Origin of the sequence: Pirellulimonas nuda (genome assembly GCF_007750855.1) — a bacterium.
GTDB classification, from domain to species: domain Bacteria; phylum Planctomycetota; class Planctomycetia; order Pirellulales; family Lacipirellulaceae; genus Pirellulimonas; species Pirellulimonas nuda.
In genome coordinates, this window is the sequence record NZ_CP036291.1 from 5,849,342 (window position 1) to 5,872,657 (window position 23,316).

The 23,316-nt window shown below is 66.7% G+C and carries 18 protein-coding genes; 8 read left to right on the top strand and 10 right to left on the bottom strand.

The features are described from left to right. The first annotated feature begins 26 nt into the window (after positions 1 to 26). From Pla175_RS26280 to Pla175_RS22765, 4 genes are all read left to right on the top strand, one after another. Positions 27 to 2,117, top strand: coding sequence for a hypothetical protein (locus Pla175_RS26280; protein ID WP_197527083.1), 2,091 nt, complete (start codon positions 27 to 29; stop codon positions 2,115 to 2,117). A 211-nt stretch (positions 2,118 to 2,328) separates the two neighbouring features. Further along, positions 2,329 to 3,564, top strand: a complete 1,236-nt coding sequence (locus Pla175_RS22755) for a hypothetical protein (RefSeq protein WP_145291087.1) — start codon at positions 2,329 to 2,331, stop codon at positions 3,562 to 3,564. A 144-nt stretch (positions 3,565 to 3,708) separates the two neighbouring features. Then, positions 3,709 to 4,332, top strand: coding sequence for an RdgB/HAM1 family non-canonical purine NTP pyrophosphatase (gene rdgB, locus Pla175_RS22760; protein WP_145291090.1), 624 nt, complete (start codon positions 3,709 to 3,711; stop codon positions 4,330 to 4,332). Positions 4,333 to 4,439: 107 nt separating this feature from the next. Next, complete coding sequence (locus Pla175_RS22765) at positions 4,440 to 5,741, top strand: amidohydrolase (RefSeq protein ID WP_145291092.1); 1,302 nt, start codon at positions 4,440 to 4,442, stop codon at positions 5,739 to 5,741. Positions 5,742 to 6,307: 566 nt separating this feature from the next. Here the strand turns inward: Pla175_RS22765 and Pla175_RS22770 are convergent. The 3 genes from Pla175_RS22770 to Pla175_RS22780 are packed head-to-tail and all read right to left on the bottom strand — an operon-like array spanning position 6,308 to position 10,389. After that, the gene (locus tag Pla175_RS22770) at positions 6,308 to 7,573 is read right to left on the bottom strand and encodes an ABC transporter permease (RefSeq protein WP_145291094.1); all 1,266 of its coding nucleotides are present in this window, start codon (positions 7,571 to 7,573) and stop codon (positions 6,308 to 6,310) included. Between the two features lie 9 nt (positions 7,574 to 7,582). Then, a complete protein-coding gene (locus Pla175_RS22775) occupies positions 7,583 to 8,464 on the bottom strand; it encodes an ABC transporter permease (protein WP_231954025.1) in 882 nt (293 codons plus the stop codon). A gap of 29 nt (positions 8,465 to 8,493) precedes the next feature. Then, positions 8,494 to 10,389 carry a peptide ABC transporter substrate-binding protein gene (locus tag Pla175_RS22780; protein WP_145291099.1) on the bottom strand — a complete coding sequence of 632 codons (1,896 nt, stop codon included), beginning with the start codon at positions 10,387 to 10,389 and terminating at the stop codon, positions 8,494 to 8,496. A 106-nt stretch (positions 10,390 to 10,495) separates the two neighbouring features. Between Pla175_RS22780 and Pla175_RS22785 the strand changes: the two genes are divergently transcribed. Continuing rightward, positions 10,496 to 10,993 carry a TrmH family RNA methyltransferase gene (locus tag Pla175_RS22785; RefSeq protein WP_197527085.1) on the top strand — a complete coding sequence of 166 codons (498 nt, stop codon included), beginning with the start codon at positions 10,496 to 10,498 and terminating at the stop codon, positions 10,991 to 10,993. Between the two features lie 103 nt (positions 10,994 to 11,096). On the opposite strand, the gene mtaB is transcribed toward Pla175_RS22785, so the two are convergent. Together mtaB and Pla175_RS22795 are read right to left on the bottom strand one after the other, a co-directional pair. Beyond that, the gene (gene mtaB / locus Pla175_RS22790; protein WP_145291101.1) at positions 11,097 to 12,380 is read right to left on the bottom strand and encodes a tRNA (N(6)-L-threonylcarbamoyladenosine(37)-C(2))-methylthiotransferase MtaB; all 1,284 of its coding nucleotides are present in this window, start codon (positions 12,378 to 12,380) and stop codon (positions 11,097 to 11,099) included. Positions 12,381 to 12,402: 22 nt separating this feature from the next. Continuing rightward, positions 12,403 to 12,843 carry an ATP-dependent Clp protease adaptor ClpS gene (locus tag Pla175_RS22795; RefSeq protein ID WP_231954026.1) on the bottom strand — a complete coding sequence of 147 codons (441 nt, stop codon included), beginning with the start codon at positions 12,841 to 12,843 and terminating at the stop codon, positions 12,403 to 12,405. 59 nt (positions 12,844 to 12,902) lie between these two features. Between Pla175_RS22795 and Pla175_RS22800 the strand changes: the two genes are divergently transcribed. Both Pla175_RS22800 and serS read left to right on the top strand, forming a co-directional pair. Next, positions 12,903 to 14,276: a dipeptidase gene (locus Pla175_RS22800; RefSeq protein WP_197527086.1), complete on the top strand. Its 1,374-nt coding sequence runs from the start codon at positions 12,903 to 12,905 to the stop codon at positions 14,274 to 14,276. Between the two features lie 119 nt (positions 14,277 to 14,395). Beyond that, complete coding sequence (gene serS / locus Pla175_RS22805) at positions 14,396 to 15,694, top strand: serine--tRNA ligase (protein ID WP_145291105.1); 1,299 nt, start codon at positions 14,396 to 14,398, stop codon at positions 15,692 to 15,694. Positions 15,695 to 16,149: 455 nt separating this feature from the next. Here the strand turns inward: serS and Pla175_RS22810 are convergent, their stop codons facing one another. Further along, complete coding sequence (locus tag Pla175_RS22810) at positions 16,150 to 16,563, bottom strand: hypothetical protein (protein ID WP_145291108.1); 414 nt, start codon at positions 16,561 to 16,563, stop codon at positions 16,150 to 16,152. Positions 16,564 to 16,906: 343 nt separating this feature from the next. Between Pla175_RS22810 and Pla175_RS22815 the strand changes: the two genes are divergently transcribed. Next, entirely contained in the window at positions 16,907 to 18,481 is a 1,575-nt protein-coding gene (locus Pla175_RS22815) for a DUF1598 domain-containing protein (RefSeq protein ID WP_145291110.1), read from the top strand. Positions 18,482 to 18,765: 284 nt separating this feature from the next. Here the strand turns inward: Pla175_RS22815 and Pla175_RS26285 are convergent, their stop codons facing one another. The 4 genes from Pla175_RS26285 to Pla175_RS22835 all read right to left on the bottom strand — a co-directional run bounded on the left by Pla175_RS26285 (position 18,766) and on the right by Pla175_RS22835 (position 23,220). Continuing rightward, on the bottom strand, positions 18,766 to 19,068 hold the full coding sequence (locus Pla175_RS26285; RefSeq protein ID WP_197527087.1) for a helix-turn-helix domain-containing protein: 303 nt from the start codon (positions 19,066 to 19,068) through the stop codon (positions 18,766 to 18,768). 241 nt (positions 19,069 to 19,309) lie between these two features. After that, positions 19,310 to 21,346 (bottom strand): Xaa-Pro dipeptidyl-peptidase, encoded by a 2,037-nt coding sequence (locus Pla175_RS22825; RefSeq protein WP_231954027.1) that lies wholly within the window; start codon positions 21,344 to 21,346, stop codon positions 19,310 to 19,312. 249 nt (positions 21,347 to 21,595) lie between these two features. Next, the gene (locus Pla175_RS22830) at positions 21,596 to 22,108 is read right to left on the bottom strand and encodes a GNAT family N-acetyltransferase (RefSeq protein ID WP_145291116.1); all 513 of its coding nucleotides are present in this window, start codon (positions 22,106 to 22,108) and stop codon (positions 21,596 to 21,598) included. A 272-nt stretch (positions 22,109 to 22,380) separates the two neighbouring features. Continuing rightward, complete coding sequence (locus tag Pla175_RS22835; protein WP_145291118.1) at positions 22,381 to 23,220, bottom strand: MBL fold metallo-hydrolase; 840 nt, start codon at positions 23,218 to 23,220, stop codon at positions 22,381 to 22,383. Between the last annotated feature and the right edge of the window lie 96 nt (positions 23,221 to 23,316).

Here is a 23,316-nt window from a genome sequence, read left to right on the forward strand (position 1 = left end):
CCAGCAAGGCACGGAGCGATAGCAAAATGGCATCCCCACTCTCAACCGGCGGCATCAAGGGGCTTGCGCTGCGACACGGCGAAAAGGCGGTCATGGCGATTGTCGCCCTGGCGACCGGCTGGGTCGTTTTTACTTCGCTCGACCAAGAATCGATGGACAAGGTCCCAACGGACCTGACCGCAGCCGCGTCGAGCAGCGAGAAAAAGATCTCGCAGTTCTCGTGGGAACGCGCCGAACAAGAGCCGGAAAACATCCGCATCGCCGATCAGTTCGATCTGATCGCGGCCGGCGACGCCCCCAAGAAAGACTACGCCATTGCTTCGAGCGGTTGGAATCCGGGCGTCGTCCCCCCGACCGTGCTGCGGACCGACCCGGAACTGCTCGCCGCGGTCGATCTTCGCGGCGCGGGAGAGAGCTTCCTCATGGCGACGTATAGCTCCGACGCCCAGAAGCAGCTCGCGCTCGACGAACGAAAGAAGGAAGCCGAGGCCCGCAGGAAGGCAGAAGAGGCCGCAGAAGCCGCCGCACGCGACGCCGACAACGGCGGCCGCGGCCGCCGGGCTTCCCGTGGCGCAGAATCGGAATACGGGCTGAACCCGGAAGACGACCCCGATGTACGCGCCGTCGAGGCAGCGGTCCGCCCCGCGGGCGTCAGCCTCAGCGGGGGCGAGAAGGTCGAAGTGGTCTCGTGCGCCGTCGTTGTCGCCAAAGTGCCAATTGAGAAGCAGTACCTGAAGTACCAGTCAACCTTCCAGGACGCCAAGGGCTACGACCCCACACGCGACACCCCCAAATACCTGGGCTACTTCGTCCAGCGTGCCGAGGTGACGGGCGGCGAGCTGCAGTGGGAGGACGCCCGCCTACGCAACGGAAAGTCGCCGACCGGGCAGGGCCTGGCGGCCGTTACGGAAAAGACGCTTCCCTACTTCGTGTACGACTGGGTTTCACCCATGGAGGCCCCCGAAGACGGGCGGTACGTGCATCCTCTGCTGACGCTCCCGCTCCCGCCACGTGTGGGTCAAGACTGGGGTCCCGAGGTCGTCCACCCCGACATCCCCTTGGCCGTGGACGCAGAACTCGACGAGGACTTCGGCGAAGAAGAGCTGCCAGACGCTCCCCTGGAAGGGGGCAGCCTGTTCGGCGGCGGGGCCGCCGGCGGCTTTGGCGATAGCTTCGGTGGACGCGGCGGGGGTGGCGGCGGCTTCGGCGGCGAGTACGGCGGCCGCGGCGGCGGTGGCGGGGGCTTCGGCGGCGAGTACGGCGGCCGCGGCGGTGGCGGCGGCGACTTTGGGGGCGAGTACGGCGGCCGCGGCGGCGGTGGAGGCGGCGCCATGGGCTTTGACGGCGGCAACTTCGAGCCGCAGGCGCCCGAAGTGATGCTCCGCTTTATCGACTTCAACGTAGAGCCGGGCCGGAAGTACAAGTACCGAGTGCAACTCGTGTTGGTCGACGTCAACGTGCTAGCTAGCGCTCGCGACCTGGATGGCGAAGTCAAGGCCCGCACAAGCGAAGCCCGGGCGAAACTAGAAGAGCATTTCAACAAGGCCGCGCTCCGCGCCGACGCGAATCAATCGCCTCCCGACCCTCCCTTTATCAAGGGCGAGTGGAGCGAACCGAGCACGACGATTTCGATCCCGTTTGCGGGGGGCGTCTACGTCGTTTCGAGCAAGGCGGCGAACGGGTTCAACGACGAGCCCAGAGCCAGCCTCGTTGTCCAAGCGTTCGACGTGCAGAAGATCGACCCCGACCCCAACAGCCGCGTCCGGCAGGCGGTTGAGGCCGAGTACGAGCGCCAATTGCGCCGCGGCGGGGTCGCCAACGACAAGCGAGAGGCGTGGGCCCTGATCAGCCAGGGGCGTATGCTGCGGCGCGTCGACGACTTTGTCTTCCGCACCGACACCACGCTGCTCGACATCGCCGGCGGCGAGAAGCTTACCGCGGACTACAGCGAACCGACACGCGTCCTCATCATGGACCCCACCGGCAGGCTATCGGTCCGTGACCAGGTCGAAGACTCCGAGCAGGTCTCCCGCCACAAGCTGATCTGGGCAGAGCCCGACCGCCGCCGCGACCCGAATTCGGTCAATCGCGGCGACTTCTTCATGGGAGAAGGCTAGGCCCTTGGCGGGCGCCGGCCTACGGCCAGCGCCCGTGGCGCCTGCTAGCGGGCGGCGTGGGGGTTGGCCGCTAGTTCCGGGCGCACTGTGTCGGCCGAAACTCCCTTGGTGGATGGCGGGCGCTTCTGCTACTCTCCCGCCCCCTCAAGGCGCTAGGGGCGACGCGTGCGTGTCGCCCCGACGACGCCGCTACCAGGGAGGAGTGTCCCCGATGCGATGCGCCCCGTCTTTCGTGCCCGTCACGCTTCTCGCCGTCATTGCAGCCGGTTTCGTCGAACCGGCTGTTGGGCAGTCGTTCTGGGAGCGTTTCGCCCCGGTAGAACGGGTGAGCGCCGAACCCAAGGGTGACTACACCCTCACCGACAAGCACGGCCCGTGGCTCATCATGGCCAGCACTTTCAGCGGCGAAGGCGCCGAGAAGCAGGCGCGCGAACTCGCGTTAGAGCTGCGCTCTCGCCAGAACCTGAACGCCTACGTCCACAACATGGAGTTCGACTACTCGGGCGGCGTAACGGGCAAAGGGCTCGATATCTACGGCGAACCCATCCGGATGCGCTACCAACGCGGCAGCGAGGTCACCGAGTTCACGGTGCTCGTGGGAGACTTCGCCGCGGTCGACGATCCGCGCGCACAACGCATGCTGCAAGACATCAAGACCATGCACCCCGAAGCGCTCAGCGCCACCAGCGGGAAGAGCAGCGCTCAGAATTACGGCGGTTTCCGCAGCTGGCTACGCGGTCGTAGCGGCGGCGCCGAGGGCCCGATGCGCACGGCCTTCATGGCGCCCAACCCCCTCTTGCCGCACGACTACTTCACGCCCCGCGGCGTCGAGAAGGAAGTAGCCAAGTGGAACAGCCGGGTGGAGCACAGCCTGCTCAAAGCCCCGAACAGGTACACCGTCCGCGTCGCCACCTTCCGCGGCCGCGGCACCCTGCAGGGGGCGGCCAGCGTCATGTCTACGCGGGTCAAGAACAAGAAGGCGGATGACGGCGAGGCGCTTGTCGAGGCGGCCGAGAACGCCCACCTGCTCACCGAGGCGCTGCGTGACGCGGGCTACGAGGCCTACGAATTCCACGACCGCGACGAGAGCTACGTGACGATCGGCTCGTTCGACCGGGTCAGCCAGACGTCGCCCGACGGCAGCGAGACGCCAACCGCCGAGGTGCAGCGGATCATCCAGACCTTCGGCGCCGCGTACAATACGCCGGCCGAACCGCTCCCCAGCCCGATCGCCCGGAAGCAGCTCAAGGTAGATCCAGCGGTCGTGCAGGCGCAGTTCAACCAAGCCTTTGCGGGAGAGGTCGGCCAGACGGCCGCGGGCCTTACCCCGAAGTTTGCTCAGGTCGAGGCAGAACGCGGCAAGTTCCGGCCGGTGCCGTTCGACATCCAGCCTTACGTGATGGACGCTCCGAAGAAGACCGTCAGCGGGGTCTTCTCCTGGCGGTAGCCCGTGCGACGGTACGCCTCACTTCCTAGAATCGCCAACAGGCGCCGGCGACCGCCGACGCCTGTTGAACGTTCGGATCAAATCGCTGGCCGATCGATGGGGCCCTGCCTTGCGGACGGTCCGAACCTGGCCACAATTCTGGGCATGAATGTCGAGCCCACTGTTGATCCTCCGCTGCTGGTCATTGGCACCCACAACGCCAAGAAGGGCGTCGAGCTGGTTGAGTTGCTCGCGCCCCACGGCGTCGCGGTGCAAACGCTCGCGGCGTTTCCCGAAGCGGTTGAAGTAGACGAGACGGGCGCCACGTTCGCCGAGAACGCCCGCCTGAAAGCAACCGAGCAGGCCAAAGCCCTGCGGTGCTGGGTGCTCGCGGACGACTCCGGACTGGAGGTGGACGCCCTGGATGGCGCCCCAGGCGTGTACTCGGCGCGCTTCGCCGGCCCCGCCTGCGACGACCAAGCGAACAACCGCCTGCTGCTGGAGAAGCTGCGGGCGACTCCCGCCCAGCGGCGCGGCGCCCAATTTGTGTGCAGCGTCGCGCTTGCGGACCCCGCGGGAACGGTGCGGGCCGAGGCCTCCGGCCTGTGCCGGGGACGGGTCTTGGAGGCGCTGCACGGGGAGAACGGCTTCGGCTACGACCCGCTCTTTCTAGTACGTGAGTACCACCTCACTTTCGGACAGCTAGGCCGCGAAGTGAAGCGTACCCTCAGCCATCGGGCGCGGGCGTTGCGGGCGATTCTGCCGAGCGTGCTCTCGCTGGTAAGGTAGGCGTTGGTGTTCCGGGATTCCGGCGGGGACTATGATCTGGTCTGGGCACGCGCCGGGCGTAGCCCGGCGGCCATTGATCGCTCGGAAATACAATGAGAACAATCTCTATGCAATGGACTTTACTTCTTGTCTTGTTGATCCCTGCCTCGCCGCTGTTCGCGAAGGACAGTCCTAAGATCAATGCGGCGATCGAGACCGAGCTGCCGGCGATCGTCTCGCTCTACCAAAAACTCCACGCGGCCCCAGAGCTCTCCTACCAGGAAGAAAACACCGCCGCGACGATGGCGGCCGAGCTCCGTCAGGCGGGGTTCGAGGTTACAACCGACGTCGGCGGCCACGGCGTGGTTGGCGTGTTGAAGAACGGCGAAGGCCCCACCCTGATGCTCCGTTGTGACACGGACGCGCTCCCGATCGTCGAAGAAACCGGCGTGCCCTACGCCTCTACGGTCAAGACCGAGGACCGCCGCGGGGCGATCGTCGGCGTGATGCACGCGTGCGGCCACGACATCCACATGGCCAACGCCGTAGGCGTCGCCCGCTGCCTATCCAAGAACCAAGCCCGGTGGTCCGGAACGCTGGTGGTCATCTGCCAGCCGGCCGAGGAACGCGGCGCCGGCGCCAAAGCGATGCTCGACGACGGCCTGTTCGTCCGCTTCCCCCGGCCCGACTACGCGGTGGCCCTGCACGTGGCGCCCGACATGGCGGCGGGAACGGTCTCGACGATGCCCGGCTACCAGCAGGCCAACGTCGACAGCGTCGACATCACCATCAAGGGACGGGGCGGTCACGGCGCTTACCCGGAGACCACCGTCGACCCAATCGTGACCGCGGCCAAGCTGGTGCTCGACTTGCAGACCATCGTCAGCCGCGAGATCAGGCCGATCGACCCCGCCGTCGTCACGGTCGGGTCGATCCACGGCGGAACCAAGCACAACGTGATCGGCGACGACTGCAAGCTGCAACTCACCGTCCGCAGCTACTCGCCCCAGGTGCGCAAACAGCTTCACGACGCCATCCGCCGCAAGGCGGCCGCCGCCGCGGCCAGCGCCGGCGCGCCCGAGCCGGTCGTCGATATCTCGGAAGGGACCCCCTCGATGTACAACGACCCCGAGCTGACTGAGCGCGTTCTCGCCGCGATGCGCGGCGCGCTTGGCGAAGACAACGTCTCGATCGCCGAGCCCTCGATGGGGGGCGAAGACTTCAGCCGCTACGGGCTAGCCGGAACGCCTATCTGCATGTTCAAGCTCGGCACGCTACCGCAGCAGCGGCTCGACGCCTTCGCCAAGGCGGGCGAAACCCCGCCCTCGCTGCACAGCTCGAAGTACTACCCCGACCCGGAACCGAGCCTGCGGTGCGGCATCCGCGCCATGACGGCGACGGCGTTGGACCTGCTTGGGAAGGACGAATAGGACGCTGAGTAACGCGGATGAAACGGATTCACTCGGATCGGCGTCACCGCGACTAAACTAGCCATCAACGACCGGATTGGTCGGAAACCCGTGAAGATTTCAATCGACGACATGACTCGCTATCTAGCGCACCTCGGCGTTGGAAGCTCAACCGTGCGGAATCAAGGCGGATCTGGGGTAGTCGCCAGCAGCCGAGAGCTTCTGGCAAACGTTGATCTGAAGCGATTTGGAACGGAGGACCGGAACAGATTCGCGATTGCGCTAGACTACGAAACCAATCGCATTCAGCATGGACTCCCAACAGCTGCCCCGGGCTGAGCCGTTCTACGAGATTCCTCTCGACAACATCGTATGCGGACACCTAAAGCGGCTATCGAAAAATCAAAGGCCGTTCCCGTGGTCAACGATCAAAGCACTGACTCCGGAAAACAGCGCCATCTTGCAGGGGTACGCCTCATCTATCGCTGAGAAAAGAGGAACGTTTCCTGTCCACCTTGATGCGGTTTTCTGGATTGACCGTTCACCCGCGTAAATCCCCGTCATCCGCGACGATCCGCGTCCCATTCTTAACCCGCGCGGAGCTTCGGATCGAACGCGTCCCGTAGCCCGTCTCCCAAGAAGTTGAGCGCCAGCAGCGTGGCGCCCATCGCCAAGCTGGGGAAAACGATCAGCCACCAGTAGGTCTTAACGGGCGAGATGACCTCAATCCCTTCGTTCGCTAGCAGCCCCCACGAAACGTCGGGGGGCTCTACACCCAGGCCGAGGAACGAGAGGAAGGTCTCGAACAGGATCACCTGCGGGATGGTGAGCGTCAGGTAGACGATCACCACACTCAGCAGGTTAGGCACGACGTGCCTGAGGATAATGATCGGCCGTCGCGCCCCCAACGCGCGGGCCGCCTCGACGTACAGCTCGTTCTTGATCGACAGCACCTGACCACGGACCACGCGGCTCATGGTGAGCCAGTAGATAGCCCCCACGACGAAGTAGAAGATCGTGATCCTATCGATGCCGTGCTCGTCGAGCCACTGCTTCATCTCTTCGCCGCTGAGCAGCGTGATGATGAAGATCACGATAAAGATAAACGGCAGCGAGTAGAGCACGTCGACGATCCGCATCATCAGGTTGTCGACCCACCCCCCGGTGAAGCCCGCCACCGCGCCCCAGGATACGCCGATCACAAGCGACACCAGCGTCGCCACGAACCCCACGATCAGCGACACCCTCGATCCCCAGAAAATACGAGAGAGCAGGTCGCGGCCCAGCTTGTCGCGGCCGCAGACGGGTCCGATGGTCTGCTGCCCGAAGACGGCGTAACGCATCCGCACCATCAAACGGGCCAGCGGGTCGAGCTTGGGAAACCCGAGGTCAGAATACGGGCGTTGGATACGGTCCTCGGCGGCGTTGCTCGCCTGCTGGTAGGCGCGCATCAACGCAGCGGCCTCTTCCTCAGACGCGGCCGAACCCTTGAGCTCGCGGTACGCCGCTCGCTTCTCGACCTCTCTCGCCCGAGCCTTCGCGGCAAGCTCGTACGACTGGGCCATCGCGTCCGGCTTGTAGTTGAACGTCGGACGCCAGGCGTCCTCGAGCGTGGGCTCTGCGAATTTCAGGTCCGTGTTGAGTCGGTCTGGGGGGGTGAGCGGCAGCAGGGGCGTCAAGAACGCAAGCAGCACTACCGATACGAGCACCGCGACCGAGGCCATCGCGGCCCGATTCTTGCGGAGCTTTCTCAGCGCGTCGGTCGTGAGCGATACGCCCGCTGCCTGCTGCAGCGGCGGGCCCACAGCCTGCGTCGCCGGTGTGCTGATTTCCTGAGGGGATCGTTCGGGCATGGCGACGCGCTAGCTGAGCTCCACCCGTGGATCGAGCAACCGGTAGGCGATATCCACCAGCAGGTTCGCGGAATACAAGATGAACGTGTAAAGCAGCACCAGCCCCATCGCAACGGTCAGGTCGCGGTCGAGCGCGGACTGCACAAAGTGCCAGCCAAGCCCGGGGACCGCGAAGATCTTCTCGATCACCGGCGACCCCGTGAGCACGCCTGCGACCGCGGGGCCGAGGAACGACACCACCGGCAAGAGCGCCGTGGGCAACGCGTGGCGGAGCACCACGGCGGGCTCGGACAGCCCCTTGGCCCGCGCGGTGCGGATGCAATCCTGCGAGAGCGCGTCAAGCATGCCGGTGCGGGCGATCCGCGCCACGTAAGCGGCGTACGGGGCGCCCAAGCAAACGGCCGGCAACACCAACTGCCGCAACGATCCCCACCCCGCGGCCGGCAGCAGCGGGATGGTGAACACAAACAGCAAGATCGCGAAACCGGCGATCACGAAGTTGGGAAGCGCGATGCCGATGGTCGCCAGGGTCATCACCCCCACGTCGATCGGCCCGCCCCGCGCCACCGCCGAGATGATCCCCGCGGTCAGCCCCACGGAGAAAGCAAACAGCAGCGCCAGCGTGCCCAGCGCCGCCGATACCGGCAGCCCCTGACGGATCAGCGTGCTGATCAAGAAATCCTTCTTCATCGACACGCCAAAGTCGCCCCGCAGGTAGCCCGTCGCCTGCAGCCACGCCTGCTCTGGCAGCGGCTTGTCGAGGTTGTACTTGCGTTTGAAGTTCGCTTCGACCGCGGCCGGCAACTTGCGTTCGCTCTGGAAGGCGCCGCCCGGGACAAAGTGCATCAGCAAGAACGACAGCACAAACACCGTGACAAGCACCAGCGCCATCCAAACTAGCCGTTGTGCGATGAATCCGATCACTTGACGCAACCCCGCATGTACTCGTTCGGGCCCTGGGCCTCTCGGTCGATCCAGATGTCTTGCAGCGGGTGGCTATCCTGCAGGTTATTGTAGAAGCCGCGGACGTACGGCCGCACAAGGTTCCGTGAGTTGTAGTAGTAGATCGGCAAGATCGGCGCCTGATCCATCAGGATGCGTTCTGCTTCCGCCAGCAACCCAAAACGCTTTTCGGCGTCGGTCTCTTGGCCCGCTTCGAGGATCAGCCGATCGTATTCGGCGTTGGAGAACCCGGTTTCGTTGTTGCCGCCGCCGGTGACCCACATATCCAGGAACGTATTGGGGTCGAGATAGTCGCCGATCCACGCCCGACGGCAGATGTCGAACTGCAACTGGTGGGTGCTATTGAGGTAGGTGCCCCACTCTTCGTTGCGCGTGCGGACCTCGATGCCGAGCGCGGTTTGCCATTGCTTACGAACCAGCTCCGCAATGGTGCGGTGCGACTCTTCGGTGTTGTAGAGGATCTCAATCCGAGGGAAGCCAGCCCCGCCCGGAAAGCCCGCCTCTGCCAGCAGCCGGCGGGCCTCCTCGACGTCGTGCGGCGGGCACTGCGGCGGGTCGTAGCCGGGCAGCCCGGGGGGCGTGATGCTGCGGGCCGGGCGTTCGCCGGCGCAGGCCGTCTCTACGATTTGCTGTCGGTTCAGCGCAAGCATTAGGGCACGCCGCACCCGAACATCGTCGAACGGCTTGCGGGTCAGATTGATCGAGTAGAAGTACGTGCCCAGCTGCGTCGCGAGACAGAGGTCGTCCCGCGGCGGCTCCTGCTTGAGCAGCTCTCTCGTGATCAAAGGCGGCGCCTTGGTGAGCCAGTCCAGCTGGCCGGTTTCGTACATATTAAATGCGGTCGTGAGGGAGTCGACGCAGAGAGCGTCGATCACTTCGAGCCGCACGGCATCTTTGTTCCAGTAAGTGTCGCTCTTGCGCAATCGGATGCGGTCGCGGATGCGGCGGAACTCGACGTTGTAGGCGCCGTTGCCGACGATGTTCTCTGGGTAGGTCCAGGTGGGCCAACCATAGGTCTCTACGCACGTCTTGTTAACCGGGGCCATGGGGTAGAATCCCATCAGCTCTGGCCAATAGGGCGTAGGTTCGTTTAGCTCCGTGACAAGCGTGTGATCGTCCTCGACCCGCACGCCTACCTCGGCAAAATCGAGCAGCACCTGCCTGCAAAGTTCGTACGCGTCGCGGGGCATGGAGCTCCCCTCTTGCCGAAATCGCCGTTCGGCGCCGTCGATCTCGATAACCAACCCGTGACGCTTGCCGAAGTCCTCTTCGGACAGCTCTTGGCCCTCGTACTCCGGGTCGCGCTCGATCCCGGTCAGCACCCCGTGAAGCACGACGCCTCGCGCGTGCGGCAGGGCGCCCTTGGGGGGCTCGGGCAGCACTACCTCCACACGGTCGCCCACCTTGAGCGCCGCGGCGCCTTGGTTGTACCGCTCGGCGCCCTTCACGTACCACATTGCCTGGGCGTATTTCGCCGCAGTCATCGGGTCGAGGAACCGCTGGAAGGAGTACGCGAAATCGTGGGCCGTAACAGGTTCGCCGTTCGACCAACGGGCGTCCTTGCGTAGCTTCCAGGTGTAGGTGCGGCCGTCTTCGGAGATATCCCAAGACTCGGCGACCCCAGGGGTGGCCGATTGATCTTTGGCGCTCCGGTTGCAGAGGCACTCGTACACCGACCAGATGATCCGCCCCTCGGGCTGCCCCGAGGTCACCGCCGGATCGAGCGATTGGACTTCGGTCTCGTTCCCGAAAACGAAGTCGGCCGGCGGCAAACGGGCCTGGCGGACGGCCGCTCCGGCGGCCAATAGCAGTACAATCACGATCAGCAGCGGCGCCAGAACGCGAAACGACATCGTAGGCCCGTAGCGGTGCGGTGGTTTCTCGGATCGCCTAGGTTTAGCTTAGCGGTCCCTGAAGGAAACCGCCAACCGGCGCCCCATCGACAGACCCGGGTTCGCTATGCCGTTCGAGCACCTACGACACCAGCCCTTCCGAACGCTGCAGTCCCCGCGGGAGCTGGTGCTGGCCTGTGCGCCGCTGCGTTCCGGGGTCAATCTATCGCGAATCGCCCGCGCCGCCGGGTGTTGTGGAGTAACGAAGATCGTCGCGGCGGGGCGGGCGAAGCTGGACCCCGAAATCGCCCGCGACGCGGCTAACACCATCGAGTTGCGGGTTTGCCGCACGTTGCCCCCGGCGCTCAAGCAGCTCAAGAGCGAAGGCTTCCGCCTGGTAGGGCTGGAGCAAACGACCGACAGCACCGACCTGCACCACTACCGCTTCGAACGCCGGACCGCGCTCGTGATCGGCAACGAGCGAAACGGGCTCGAGCCCGAGGCCCTGGAGCTGCTGGACGACGTGGTCGAGATCCCCGTCTGGGGCCTCCCCTACAGCTACAACGTCGCGACAGCGACTTCGATGGCGCTGTACGAGTACTGCAAACAGTTCCCAGATGGGTAGAACCACCCTCCGAACAATGCGAATAGCCGACGGGCTCCGCCCCGTCGGTGTGGCTCGAAGAGCAACGTTGCCTCGGCTACTCCGACGGGGCGGAGCCCGTCGGCTAGATAGCCTGGGGGATCGGCCTGTCACAGCTTGACTGAACAATCCCGTCCCGCGATCCCCCCGCCGTCACGTCGAGAAACTTTCCAATCCGCGAGGCGTCGACTTCCGACCTTACAGGCGCGTAGCGACAGGAAGTCCCTACCACTCCCCCTTCGACCTGCGTCTCTAGCAGCACCCTCAGCGGCATGCCGCGGAGCTTGTCGAAATACGCATCGCGTAGCTCTCGCTCGACCTCGCTCAGCGCGTGCACCCGCGCCTGCTTCTCTTGCTTGGAGAGCTGCCCCGGCATGTCGGCCGCGGGGGTGCCCCGACGGGCGCTGAACGGAAAAACGTGGATCTTTGAGAACCCCACTTCCCGACAAACGTCGATCGTTTCCTGAAACTCTGCTTCGGTCTCGCCCGGGAATCCAACGATCACGTCCGTGGTGATCGCGGGGCGGTCGAGCCGGCTCTCGAGCAGCCCGCATCGATCGACAAACCGCTGGGGGCCCCACCGGCGCCGCATCCGCCTCAGAACGCCGTCGCTGCCGCTCTGCATCGAGATGTGCAGGTGGGGCGCCACGCGGGCCGGGAAGCGCTCCATCACGTCGATCAGCTCGCGTGTGACCTCGGTCGCTTCGATGCTGCTCAGGCGCACGCGGAAGTCGCCCGGGAGCTCCGCCAAGCGCTGCACTAGGTGCGAGAGCCGGGTCCACTCGCCCTTGGGCCGCGAGCGGTTGAGCTCGACCCCGTAGTGGCCGAGGTGGATGCCGGTCAGCACCACCTCCCGATAGCCGTGATCAACAAGCCGGGCCGCCTCCGCCACGATCTCTTCGAGCGGGCGACTGGCGAGCTGGGGACGGACGTGGGGGATGATGCAGAAGCTGCAGCGCAATAGGCAGCCGTCTTGGACCTTGATGTAGGCCCGATGCCGCCCGCCAAAGCCGCTGATCCCCGTGGGCGTGTCGGTCACGCCAAACCGGCCGAGCAGGTCGGGGAGCTCACGCTTGTCGGTCACTACCTCAGTAACGCCCGGCAGCCTGGCTACCTCGTCCGGCGCCCGGGTAGCGTAGCAGCCCATCACCACGATCTTGGCCCCGGGGTTCTCGCGGGCCATCCGGCGGATCACCTGCCGGCTCTTGGAATCCCCCTCCGCCGTGACGGTGCAGGTGTTCACCACACACAGGTCGGCCGCCTCGCCCGCCTCGGCGTCGGCGTAGCCGATCGACGCCAGCCCTTCGCGTACGTACTGCGTCTCGTACTGGTTGACCTTGCAACCAAGCGTGTGCGTCTTGAGCTTCATGGCGGAGGGGCGGTGCGGGGCTTTAGCCGGCCGGCTCGATGCTGGCCCACATCGGGCCCTTGCTGCTGGCCATCGCCTTATCGGGGCCGTAGGCGTGGATCTGGTCCCGTTTCAGCTCGGCGTGCTCGAGTGTGGTGGTCAGCACAATCACCCGGCCCTGCTTGTCGACTTCCTCGGCCATCTGATGACTTTTGTGCTCGTCGTAGCCGAAAAGCTCCAGCAGCATCGTTTCCACATAGTAGTACGTGTGGTCGTCGCTATCCCACAAAATCACGTGATAACGCGGCACTTCCCGCTGTTTCTTCTCCCGCTTCGGCTTCGGGGCGACGACGACGCCGGCCCCTTGATCGGGCCCCTCAGCGGATTCGATAGGGGAGGCGGGGTCATCCATGGTCAGCTCGGTGCCGGCGGGAAGGGGAGACGCTGTCGCGATGAAGCCATGGCAGCAGTTCGCGCCGCCCATTATATTGGGCGATCCGAAGTGCGGCCATGGGTTGATCTTACGACAGGGTGAATTTCTCGGTGGAACAAGTAGACACACGGCTCGAAGCCCTGCGCGACGCCCACCGTGGGACGTTGTGCGAGCTGCTCCGGATCCCCAGCGTCAGCGCAGACGATTCGTTCCGGCCCGACGTCCAGCGGGCCGCCGACTGGATGCTCAAGCATTTCCAAGAGATGGGGCTTGAGGCGCAGCAGTTCGAAACGCCCGGCTGCCCCATCATCTACGCCCAGACCCCCGCCAAGCCGGGCGCCCCGGTGGCCCTGGTCTACGGCCACTACGACGTCCAGCCCCCGGACCCGCTGGACGAATGGGTGACGCCCCCGTTCGAGCCAACCCAGCGCGGCGGCAACCTGTACGCCCGCGGCGCCACGGACGACAAGGGGCAGATGCTCACGCACGTGCTGAGCGTCGCGGCGACGCTCGAGGCGATGGGCGAGACGCCCATCCAGGTGAAGTTCCTGATCGAGGGGGAGGAAGAAGTCGGCAGCCCGAACCTGGGGCCGTTCATCCAACAGCAACGCGAGCGGCTGGCGTGCGACTGTGTGGTCGTCAGCGACAGCTCTCAGTTCGCCCCCGGCGTGCCGGCGATCACCTACGGCCTGCGCGGCATCGCCTATTACGAGGTCCGGCTCACCGGCCCCAAGCAGGACCTGCACTCGGGCTCTTTTGGCGGCGGGGTCACCAATCCGGCCAACGTGCTCGCCAAGCTGCTGGCGGCGCTGGTTGACTCCGACGGCCGGATCCAGGTCCCCGGGTTCTACGACAACCTCGTCGAGCTGAGCGACGCCGAACGCAAGGAGTTCGCCTCTCTGCCGTTCGACGAAGCAGAGATGGCCGAACAGCTCGGCGTCAACGGTTTCTTTGGCGAAGCGGGCTATTCCAACCTCGAACGCCGTTGGGCCCGGCCCACCTGCGACATCAACGGCCTCTGGTCGGGCTACCAGGGCCAAGGCGCCAAGACGGTGCTCCCCGCCCGGGCGGGCGCCAAGTTCAGTTTCCGCTTGGTGCCGAACCAAGACCCCGCCGAAATCACCCGGGGCGTCCAAGCGCTCTTCGAGCCGCTGCTCCCCCCCGGCGTGACGATGGAACTGATCGACTTCCACGGCGCCCCCGGCGTGGTGTTCCCCCCCGACAGCCCGTATATCCAGGCCGCGTCCCGCGCCATCCAGCACGCCTTCGGCCGCCGCCCGGTGCTGATCCGCGAAGGGGGGTCCATCCCCATCGTCGGCGAGCTGGCCCGCGCGCTCGATGCGGACGTGCTGCTGCTGGGCTGGGGCCTCAACGACGACAACACCCACAGCCCCAACGAAAAATTCAACCTCGAAGACTTCCACCGCGGCACGAAAGCCAGTGCGCGACTCTGGCAAGAGATCGCGACCCTATCGACCGCTTAGCCGGGCAGGCCGGATGTGAACGAGAGAAAGTGGAGGCCCCCTTCACTTCTCCCGTTGATCCCGGCCAGCCCGTCACCCGGTCTATCGTTCACACCGATCCAACGCAGGCAAAAAGTTCGATGCTCGACAAGCGATTCATCCTCGACAATATCGACCTGGTTCAGAAGAACTGCGACGCCCGCGGAGGCAAGGTAGACGTCTCTCGCTTTGCTGAGCTGGAGCTCCAGCGGCGTACTCTGCAGCAGGAGGTTGAAGAGCTCTCGCGCCAAGCGAACGAGGTCTCCAAATCGATCGGCAAAGCGAAAGACGACGCCGAGCGCGACGCCCGCAAGGAAGAGGGCCGCTCGCTGCGCGAGGCCAAGGACGCCAAGCAATCGCAGATCGACCGCATCGCCGCCGAGGCGGACGCCATCCACCGCAGCATCCCCAACCTCACCCACCCCGCTGCGCCGGTCGGGGGCGAGGAGAAGTTCATCGAGCTGCGTCGCGGCGAGGTGCAGCCCCCCAAGATGGGTTTCCCGGTGCTCGACCACGTTGAGCTCGCAGAGCAGCACGCGCTGGTCGACTTCGAGGCGGGCGCCCGCATCGCCGGGAACGGGTTCTACTTCCTCAAGAACGAAGCGGTTCTGCTGGAGCTGGCCCTGCAGCAGTACGCCATCGAGCTGCTGGTGGGCGAGGGCTTCACCCCCACCATCACCCCCGACCTGGCGCGGGGCGACATCCTGGCCGGCGTCGGGTTCATCCCCCGCGGCCCCGAGACTCAGATCTACAGCGTTGAGAACTTCGACCTCAACCTGGTGGCCACCGCCGAGATCACCCTGGGGGGCATGTACGCCGGGCAGACCTTCGACGAAGAAGACCTGCCGCTCAAGCTGTGCGGCATCAGCCACTGCTACCGCACCGAGGCGGGCGCCGCGGGCCGCGCGTCGCGTGGGCTCTACCGGGTTCATCAGTTCACCAAGGTAGAGATGTTCGCGTTCACGCTCCCCGACCAGAGCGAGGACATGCACAACTACTTCTGCGACCTGGAGTGCGACCTGTTCAACGGGCTGGGGATCCCTTTCCGCGTGATCGACACCGCGACCGGCGACCTCGGCGGGCCCGCGTTCCGCAAGTTCGATCTCGAGGCCTGGATGCCCGGCCGCGGCGAGCACGGCGAGTACGGCGAAGTAACCAGCACCAGCAACTGCACCGACTACCAGTCCCGCCGGCTCGACATCCGCTACCGCGTGAAGGGGGAGAAAGGGACCCACTTCGTCCACACCCTCAACGGCACCGCGGTGGCCATCAGCCGGGCGCTGATCGCCATCATCGAGAACTGCCAACAAGCCGACGGCTCGATCCTGGTCCCCGAGGTCCTGCGGAAGTGGGTCGGCAAAGACCGCATCGGGTCCAGCGACGAGGACCAGGAAGGCTAAGCGGGGAACCACTCGTACTAAGCCTCTCGCGGGGACGCAGAGGTCCAAAGACAGCATCCAACCGCGATCCACCCGCGACGCGGCGTTCATTAGGCAATCAACGCCAACGATCCGTTCGAGCGTCGCTAGGGCTCTCTTTCCGTGCTCTGCGTCTCCGCGCCTCTGCGAGAGACTCCGATCGCGGCCCCCGCACGGCCCGCACTTCTCGCGCAGCCGGCAAAGTCCGCGCATCCTGCCCCGGCGCCAGCACTTTTCTTGGCCGAGGCTGCCGTTTGGCCGATCGCTCCCGGTTGGGCTGTCGATACCTCTTGATGGAATTAGGAAGCGTTCCTGTCCATCACCACGCTCCGAAGAGCGTCCGGCGCCAGAAGCCCTACCAGGCGGCGCGGACCCGGCGTGGCGGACAGACGCCCGACGATTGGTTTCCCCTCCCCCCGTTCTTTCGTTAGGAGTTTTCAAATGCACCGTTTCCTTTTGACTGCGATCTGTTGTGGCGCCTTCGCGATCAGCGCCTCGAGCGCCTCGGCCGGCCTGTTCGGCGGATGCAACAAGGGCTGCAGCGATTGCTGCGAGCCGACCTGTGGTTGCGAGCCCAGCTGCTGCGCCCCGGCGTGCGACTCGTGCTGCGATCCTTGCTGCGACCCGTGCTGCAAGAAGCCCAGCCTGTGCGACCGGATCCGCGCCAAGTTCGCTTCCCGCAAGAGCAGCTGCTGCGATTGCTGCGAGCCCACCTGCTGCGCCCCGGCTTGCGAGCCGAGCTGCTGTGCCCCCGCCTGTGAGCCCAGCTGCTGCGCCCCGGCGTGCGACTCCTGCTGCGATCCTTGCTGCGACCCGTGCTGCAAGAAGCCCAGCCTGTGCGAGCGCCTCAAGGGTATGTTCAAGTGCCGCAAGAGCAGCTGCTGCGATTGCTGCGACGTGTGCTGCGAGCCGACCTGCGGTTGTGCCGCTGCCCCCAGCTGTGGTTGCGGCCACTAAGCCCGTCCGCCACTCCTCATTCCAGGGGAGCCAGGCGGCCTGAGCTAGGCCACACCGATGAACGACGCCAACGGCCATCGTCCCACTGGGGCGGTGGCCGTTGTTTTTTTGCGCTGTCTTGGGATGGCGCCGCGGGTTGGTTGCCCCGTTGGGCGGGGCGCGGAATAATCGGCGCGGGCGGCTGCGAACGTCATCGTGCCTACGCTCACCGCCAACCCTTAACGCGGGCCCCGCGCCATGCTCCGCTCTTCTGCTGTCATGTTCCTCGGCCTGGGCGCCTGCCTCGCGGCCGCCCAGAACAACCCCCTGCTGGGCCCCGGCGGATTGGGACCAGGCTTTGGACAGCAGGGAGGCGGCCCGGCCGGTCAGGTCGGCGGGTTGGGCGTCGGCGGGCCGGCCCAGGGGGGCGCCCAGAACGCCGACTTCGACTCGCTGATCGACCTGATCATCACCACCGTCGCCCCCGACACCTGGAACGAAGCCGGCGGCGGGCCGGGCGACATCCGCCCCTTCCCCATCGGCGGCGTCTGGGTCGACGCCGGCGGGGTCATGCGCCAGCGCAAGCCGCGCCCAAGCAAAGCGTCGCTGGGGCTCGCCAGGCAGGGCGCCCGCGCCGCGCCCCGCGGCACGCAAGACCCGCGGACCCCCTCCGGCCTGCGGTACGTCTCGCTCGGCCGCCTCGAGGCAGAGATCGCCCGCCGCACCGCCGCCGGCGAGCCGCTCGAAGAAGCCATGCTCACGCTCGCCGGGCTCGGGCGAGTCCGGTACGCGTTTGCGATCCCCGAAACCCACGACATCGTGCTGGCCGGCCCCGCCGGCGACTGGCGCGTCGACCAGGCGGGGCGGATCGTCTCTACAGACTCCGGCGCCCCGGTGGTCCGGCTGGACGACCTGCTCACCCTGCTGCGCGCAGGCCGCAGCGCGCCGGGGGGCGCGTTCGGGTGCTCGATCAACCCGCGGGCAGAGAACCTGGCCGCCACGCAGGCGCTGCTGGGCCGCAGCGGCGCCAAGCCGCTGGCGCCGGGGCGTCGCGACGCGTGGCTTGAGGAGCTCCGCGGCGCCGTGGGCGAGCAAGACATCGAGGTCTTCGGCATCGACCCCCACTCGCGCGTCGCCCGCGTGCTGGTCGAGGCAGACCACCACATGAAGCTGGTCGGCATGGGGCTGGCCGACGGCGTGCTGGGGGTCGAGAGCTACCTCGACACGATCGAGCTCGACGACAACGGCGCCCCGCCCCCGATGAGCGTGCTCCGCTGGTGGTTCACGCTCTGCTACACCGATATCGACGCCTCGGCCGAAGGGGACGCGTACGAGCTGGCCGGCCCCGGCGCGCGGGTGCTCAGCGAGAACGAGCTGCTCACCGCCCGCGGCGAGCGGATCCACACCGGCCAGTCCGACGAGCTGACCCAACGGTTCGCGCACAGCTTCTCGCAGCACTTCGCCCCGCTGTGCGCCAAGCACCCGGTGTACGGCGAGCTGCGCGCGGTGTTCGACCTGGCGCTGGTCGCCGCGATGGTGTGGGACCCCGCTCAGGGGCTCGCCCCCCGCGCCCAATGGGACGGCGGGCTGCTGGTAGACGCACAGCGTCTGCCGCTGCCGCGCTACGCCGTGCCGCGCACCGTCGAGTCGGTCGTCAACCACCGCCAGATGGACCGCCGCACGTTTGTCGCCGGCGTCAGCGGCGGCGTGTGGGTCGACGCGGGGGGGCTGCTCAAGGAGCACGCCGCCGTCGGGGCCGGCTACACCGAGCTGTCTGCCCGCCGCCCCGCCGCGCCGGCCGCCGCTGCCCAGTGGTGGTGGGACGCGCCCTGAGCAGGGCGCCACGGGGCCAGCCGCTGCGAGTGCCGTGTCGCGGCCCCGGAGCGGCGCGGCGTGGTCCGCCGGGAATTGTCCTTTTGTCCCCCCTGCCGGGCTTTTCATTTTCGGACAAAACCCCCACCCCACGGCCAGATCCCCTTGAATTTGCGCGGCGTCGCGTCTCGGCCCGCCGGCGGACCCCCTCTGTCGAGGGGTCCGCGGCTCGTTCTTGCACCCAGCAGCGGACACATGACCCCCTCTAGCGGACACCTCCGGGACAAAATTAAGCGCCATCCGTTTCACGGCGCGGGGTCCCCCTCGGCGACCCGACGCAGCCACCGCCCGACCCGCGCCTCGGGCCCCGGCGTACGCGAGGCGCGCCAGTCGGCCAGGGTCGGCTTCCGGCTGGGGGCGCCCTGGCGTGCCTTGCCCAGCAGGTAGTCGAACAGCGGCGAGCGACGCCGCTCGCGCTGCACGGTCTTGCCGCTGCACCCCGTGCGCTTCGCCGCCTCCTCGATCTTCATGCCCCGGGCCACAAGCTCGATCAGCCGCTGCTGCTTCTCCGGGGTCAACGCGCGTGGGCGCCTCGAATCGTTGTGCATCGCAGTTCCTGGTGGAGGGGGAGTCATCAAACCCCGCATTGTCCCGCGCCGGGTGGCTATTTTCGACAACCAATCGCCGCGGCCGAACAGGTTGCCCGGGGCACGGACAACACCTCCCCTGGCGTTCTGGGCGCGAACTTCCCACGGAGAGAACGGCCCCGCTGCGCCGCACCTCGGGGGCTTGGCGCCATCGCTACCCATGCCGTCGTGCGGAAGCTCTGCTGGCTCGGCGGCCGTGGCGCTAGGGCTTTGGCGGCGCCGCGGGCTTGGTCGGCTCTTCCTCTTCGGTGAACGCTTTGCGCCACCCCTTCTTGCCGCCGACGACCGGGAGGGACAGCCGGGTGGCGTCGAGGTCGACCGTCAGCTCTGCGCCGGGCTTGGGCCAGAGGGTGAAGTCCTGGTCGCTCGAGAAGATCATCAGCCCGATCTGCTGGCCGGCGGGGACCACCTGATCGTCGGGCTGGAGGTCGAACTCCAGGTCGTAGAATCGGCCGGGTCGCAGCGGCTCACCCTCGGTGATCGACCGGTAGTTCTGCGGATCGGCCCAGCCGCGCGTGATGATGTTGTCGGTGATCTTGGCGTCGCTCTTGGTGTTCCAAGGGAGCGAGACGAGCCACACGGAGAGGTTGGCCGCGTCGCGGTCGCACGCCAGGCGGAGCTTGATCCGCGGCGTCCCCGAGATGTGGACGGGGCGTTTGAGCTCGGGCGCCGTGTAGATCAGCCGGTGCCGGGTCCACTCGGCTCGGGCCAGGGCCTCGCCGTTGAACGAGTAGTTGTCGACGAGCGTTTCTACGCCCTGCTTGCCGGGAGAGCCGAGCCGCAGCGAGCCGCGCTCGGGCGCCCCCTTCCCCAGACGCAGCACGATCGGCTTGGCCTCCGGGTGGGGGTAGGCGGGGTACCCGGTCGGCTTGTCGGGGTCGTCTGCCTCACGGACGATCCAGGCCGGGCAGTCTTGCTCAACGCCGTTCTCTACGCCGTGCAGGTAGCGGGTGAACCAGCGGTTCATCTGCTTGAGCGGCGGCGCGCCGCCGTGGCCCCCTTGGTGGTAGTAAAGCTGGCACGGCAGGCCCTTGCTGCGGACCGCGTCGTAGATGCGGAAGCTGTGCTCCGGCACGACGTTCCAATCGTTGAAGCCGTGCGCCATTAGCAACGCGCACTTCATCGGCTCCAGCTTGTGCAGGTAGTCGCGGCCGCGCCAGAAGTCGTTGTAGTCGCCCGAAGCGCGGTCCATGTTGTTGCGGTACAACCGGTCGCGGATGGTGTTGTCGCAGCATTCGCGCAGCGCTTCGGGGCCGGAGTGGATGAACTCGTACAGGCAGTCGATGTCCTCGCCCATGTACCCCAAGGGGTGGCGGACCAGGCCGTTGGAGCGGTAGTAGTGGTAGTACGAGGTGTTGGGGGCGATGGGGATGATCGCCTCGAGCCCCTGGACGCCGGTGCTGGCCGCCGCGAGCGCGAGCGAGCCGTTAAACGAGGTCCCCGTCATGCCGACCTTGCCGTTGCACCAGCCGGCCGACACGCGATCGTACCCGTCGGGGGAGGTGAACCCGTCCGCCCGACCGCAGAGCCAGTCGATCACTGCTTTGGGCGCCAGCGACTCGTTCTCGCCGCCGATGGTGGGGCAGCCCTGCGAGAGGCCGGTCCCCGGCGACGACGAGTGCACCACGATGTAGCCCCGGGGGGTCCACTGCTTGGCGAGCGACTTGGAGATGATGGGCCGCATGCCCTTGCGCTCGACCGGGGGCGCCGTGGTGCGCTGCTTGGGCGCCTGGCCGAGCTCTTGATGGGGGTCCCAGAAGTAGCGGGTCCCCGACTCGCCGGTTCCGGCAAAGTAGGGGCTCGTCTCGTAGATCACCGGCAGCTTGAGCCCCTCGGTCTCGGTCTGCCGCGGCCGCGTGACGCTGACGTGCACCCGGTCAGGGCGGCCGTCTTGATCGGAGTCGAACTCTGTCTCTACCCACAGGTCATGGCGGAGCCAGTAGTCGGGGTCCTCAAACTCCTTGACCACTTGCGCCTCGCCGTCCTTGAAGAAGGGGACGCCGGGCTTGGGCGCCGCTTCCTCTTCCGGCGGTTCCGCCTTCGACGCGAGGGACGCCGTTGGCTCGTTGGACGCTTTTGGTTTGTTGGACGCTTTTGGTTCGGTCGTCGCCCGCACCCGCCCGCTGGGCAGTTCGGCGCGCGTCGCCCCTGGCGGGGCCGCCCCGCTTGCGCCGGCGGCGGGCCCGTCTGCGAGCGCGAGGGCCGAGACCGTCAGGATCGAAAGATAAATGGAATTCACCGAGCCCCCTCGTGCCGAGCGTGCAAACCCTGATCTACCCGCAAGTATGCGCATCGTACGCCCCGGGCGACAACAAGGCCGCCGCCGCGGACCTAGCGGGGCGTGGCCTAGGCGTCCGGCGCGAAGCGGCGGAATGGGGCCGTTCAATCGAAGCCCGACGGGGGGCGTGCGACGCGCCAAGCGTGGTCACGGCGCCCGGCCTTTTTTTTTGGGCGTGTCGGGGCGTCAATCGGAGCCCGACGCGCCGCGCTACGCCGGCGAGCGCACGCAGCGGCCCATGATCACCACATCGCGGCGGATGTCGTCTAGCTCGGTCACCTGGGGCATGTAGCCCCAGCGGTCGAAGCCCATCTTCTCGTGCAGGCGGATGCTGCCGGCGTTCTTGGCGAAGATCAGCGAGATCAGGTTCTCGACCCCGATCCCGGGGCAGGCCGCGATCAACCGCTCCATCAGCACCGCCCCCAGCCCCTGCTGCTGGCGGTCGGGCGCCACGTACAGGCTCAGCTCGGCGGTGATGTGGTAGGCGTAGCGCGGCAAGAAGTCCGCCAGGCCGATCCAGCCGATCACCCGCTCCCCCTCTACCGCTACCCACAGCGGCCGGCGCTCGGGCGAGTGGGCGTAGAACCACTCACGCCGGCTCTCGACCGAAACCGGGTCGCGGTTGGCGTTGGCCGTGCGGCTGGCGATCGAGTGGTTGTAGATCTCTACAATCGCCGGCAGGTCGGCCTCGGCGGCGTCGCGGATGGTGAGGTTGGTCGCCATGGTAGAAAGATTAACCACAAAGAACACAAAGGACCACGAAGGACGGACGGACGAAAGGGAACCGCCAAGCACACCATGAGCGCCAAGACGGACGGAAGGATTGGACAGGATCAACTGGATGAACAGGATGGGGTCGCCAACACCTCATCGACGGGACCGCTTCGACGCTCGGAGCCTCTTTCTTGTCCGGTTGATCCTGTCTCCTTTACCTTGGCGGTTCCCGTCCGTCCTGGCGTGCTTGGCGCTCGTGGCGTCTTGGCGGTTCTCGTCCGTCAGAGCCACAGGTTGAGCCGGCCGTCGAGCATGTCGGGGATGCGTTCTTCGACGATGCTCTTCACACGGTTGGGGTGGTAGCGGGTGCTGAAGTGGCAGGCGAGGATCAGCTCGTTCTTGAACCGCTCGCGGCGCTCCAGCACGTCGTCGAGGTGGATGTGGCCGAACTTGTGGATCTTCTCTTTGCGGTGCCCCTTGGCGACGAAGGTCATCTCCATGATCAGGATCTTGGCCTCGTACATCGCCGGGCAGGCGTCGAGCCCGGGGGGCGAGCTGTCTCCCAGGTACGCCACCAGCGGGATACGCGTCTCGTGGGTCACGTCCGTGCCGGCCTGGCGGAGGTCGCGGATCTCGTGGCCGGCCAGTTCCGCGTACTCCGGCCTGAGCTTCTTGCGGCGCTCCCACACCACGTAGCCCAGGGAGGGGACCGTGTGCGTAGTGGCGCTAACGGTCACCACCAGCTCGCGGGAGAGCTCGATCTCCTGGCCGGGCGCCACGGCGACCAGCTCGCAGGGGAGCCGGCCGCGGTCGAGCCGGGTGGTGTACTTCAGCAGCCCGCGGACCGGCTCGATGCAGACCTCGGGCAGGTAGATGGTGGGGGGCTCCATCTTCATCAGCCGGCGGCGCGAGACGTACACCGGCAGGGCCGCGATGTGGTCGAGGTGGCCGTGGGAGACGAACCAGTTCTCGGTCCCCATGAACGACCAGGGCTGGGCGCCGAGGTCGAAGCCGATCTTGAGCTCCGGGATCCGCCAGTAGCTCTGGACGGCGGCGCGCGAGTACCCCTCGACCGTCAGGCCGGCGTGCTCGATCGACTTCACAGGGAGGTTGTTGACCATGCGGTAAGGGGGGGATTCTACCCGCTGGCGGCCGCTTTGCCCGGGGGGGCCGCACGCGGGCGGGCCGGGCGAACCGCTCCGCTGGTGACGACAATG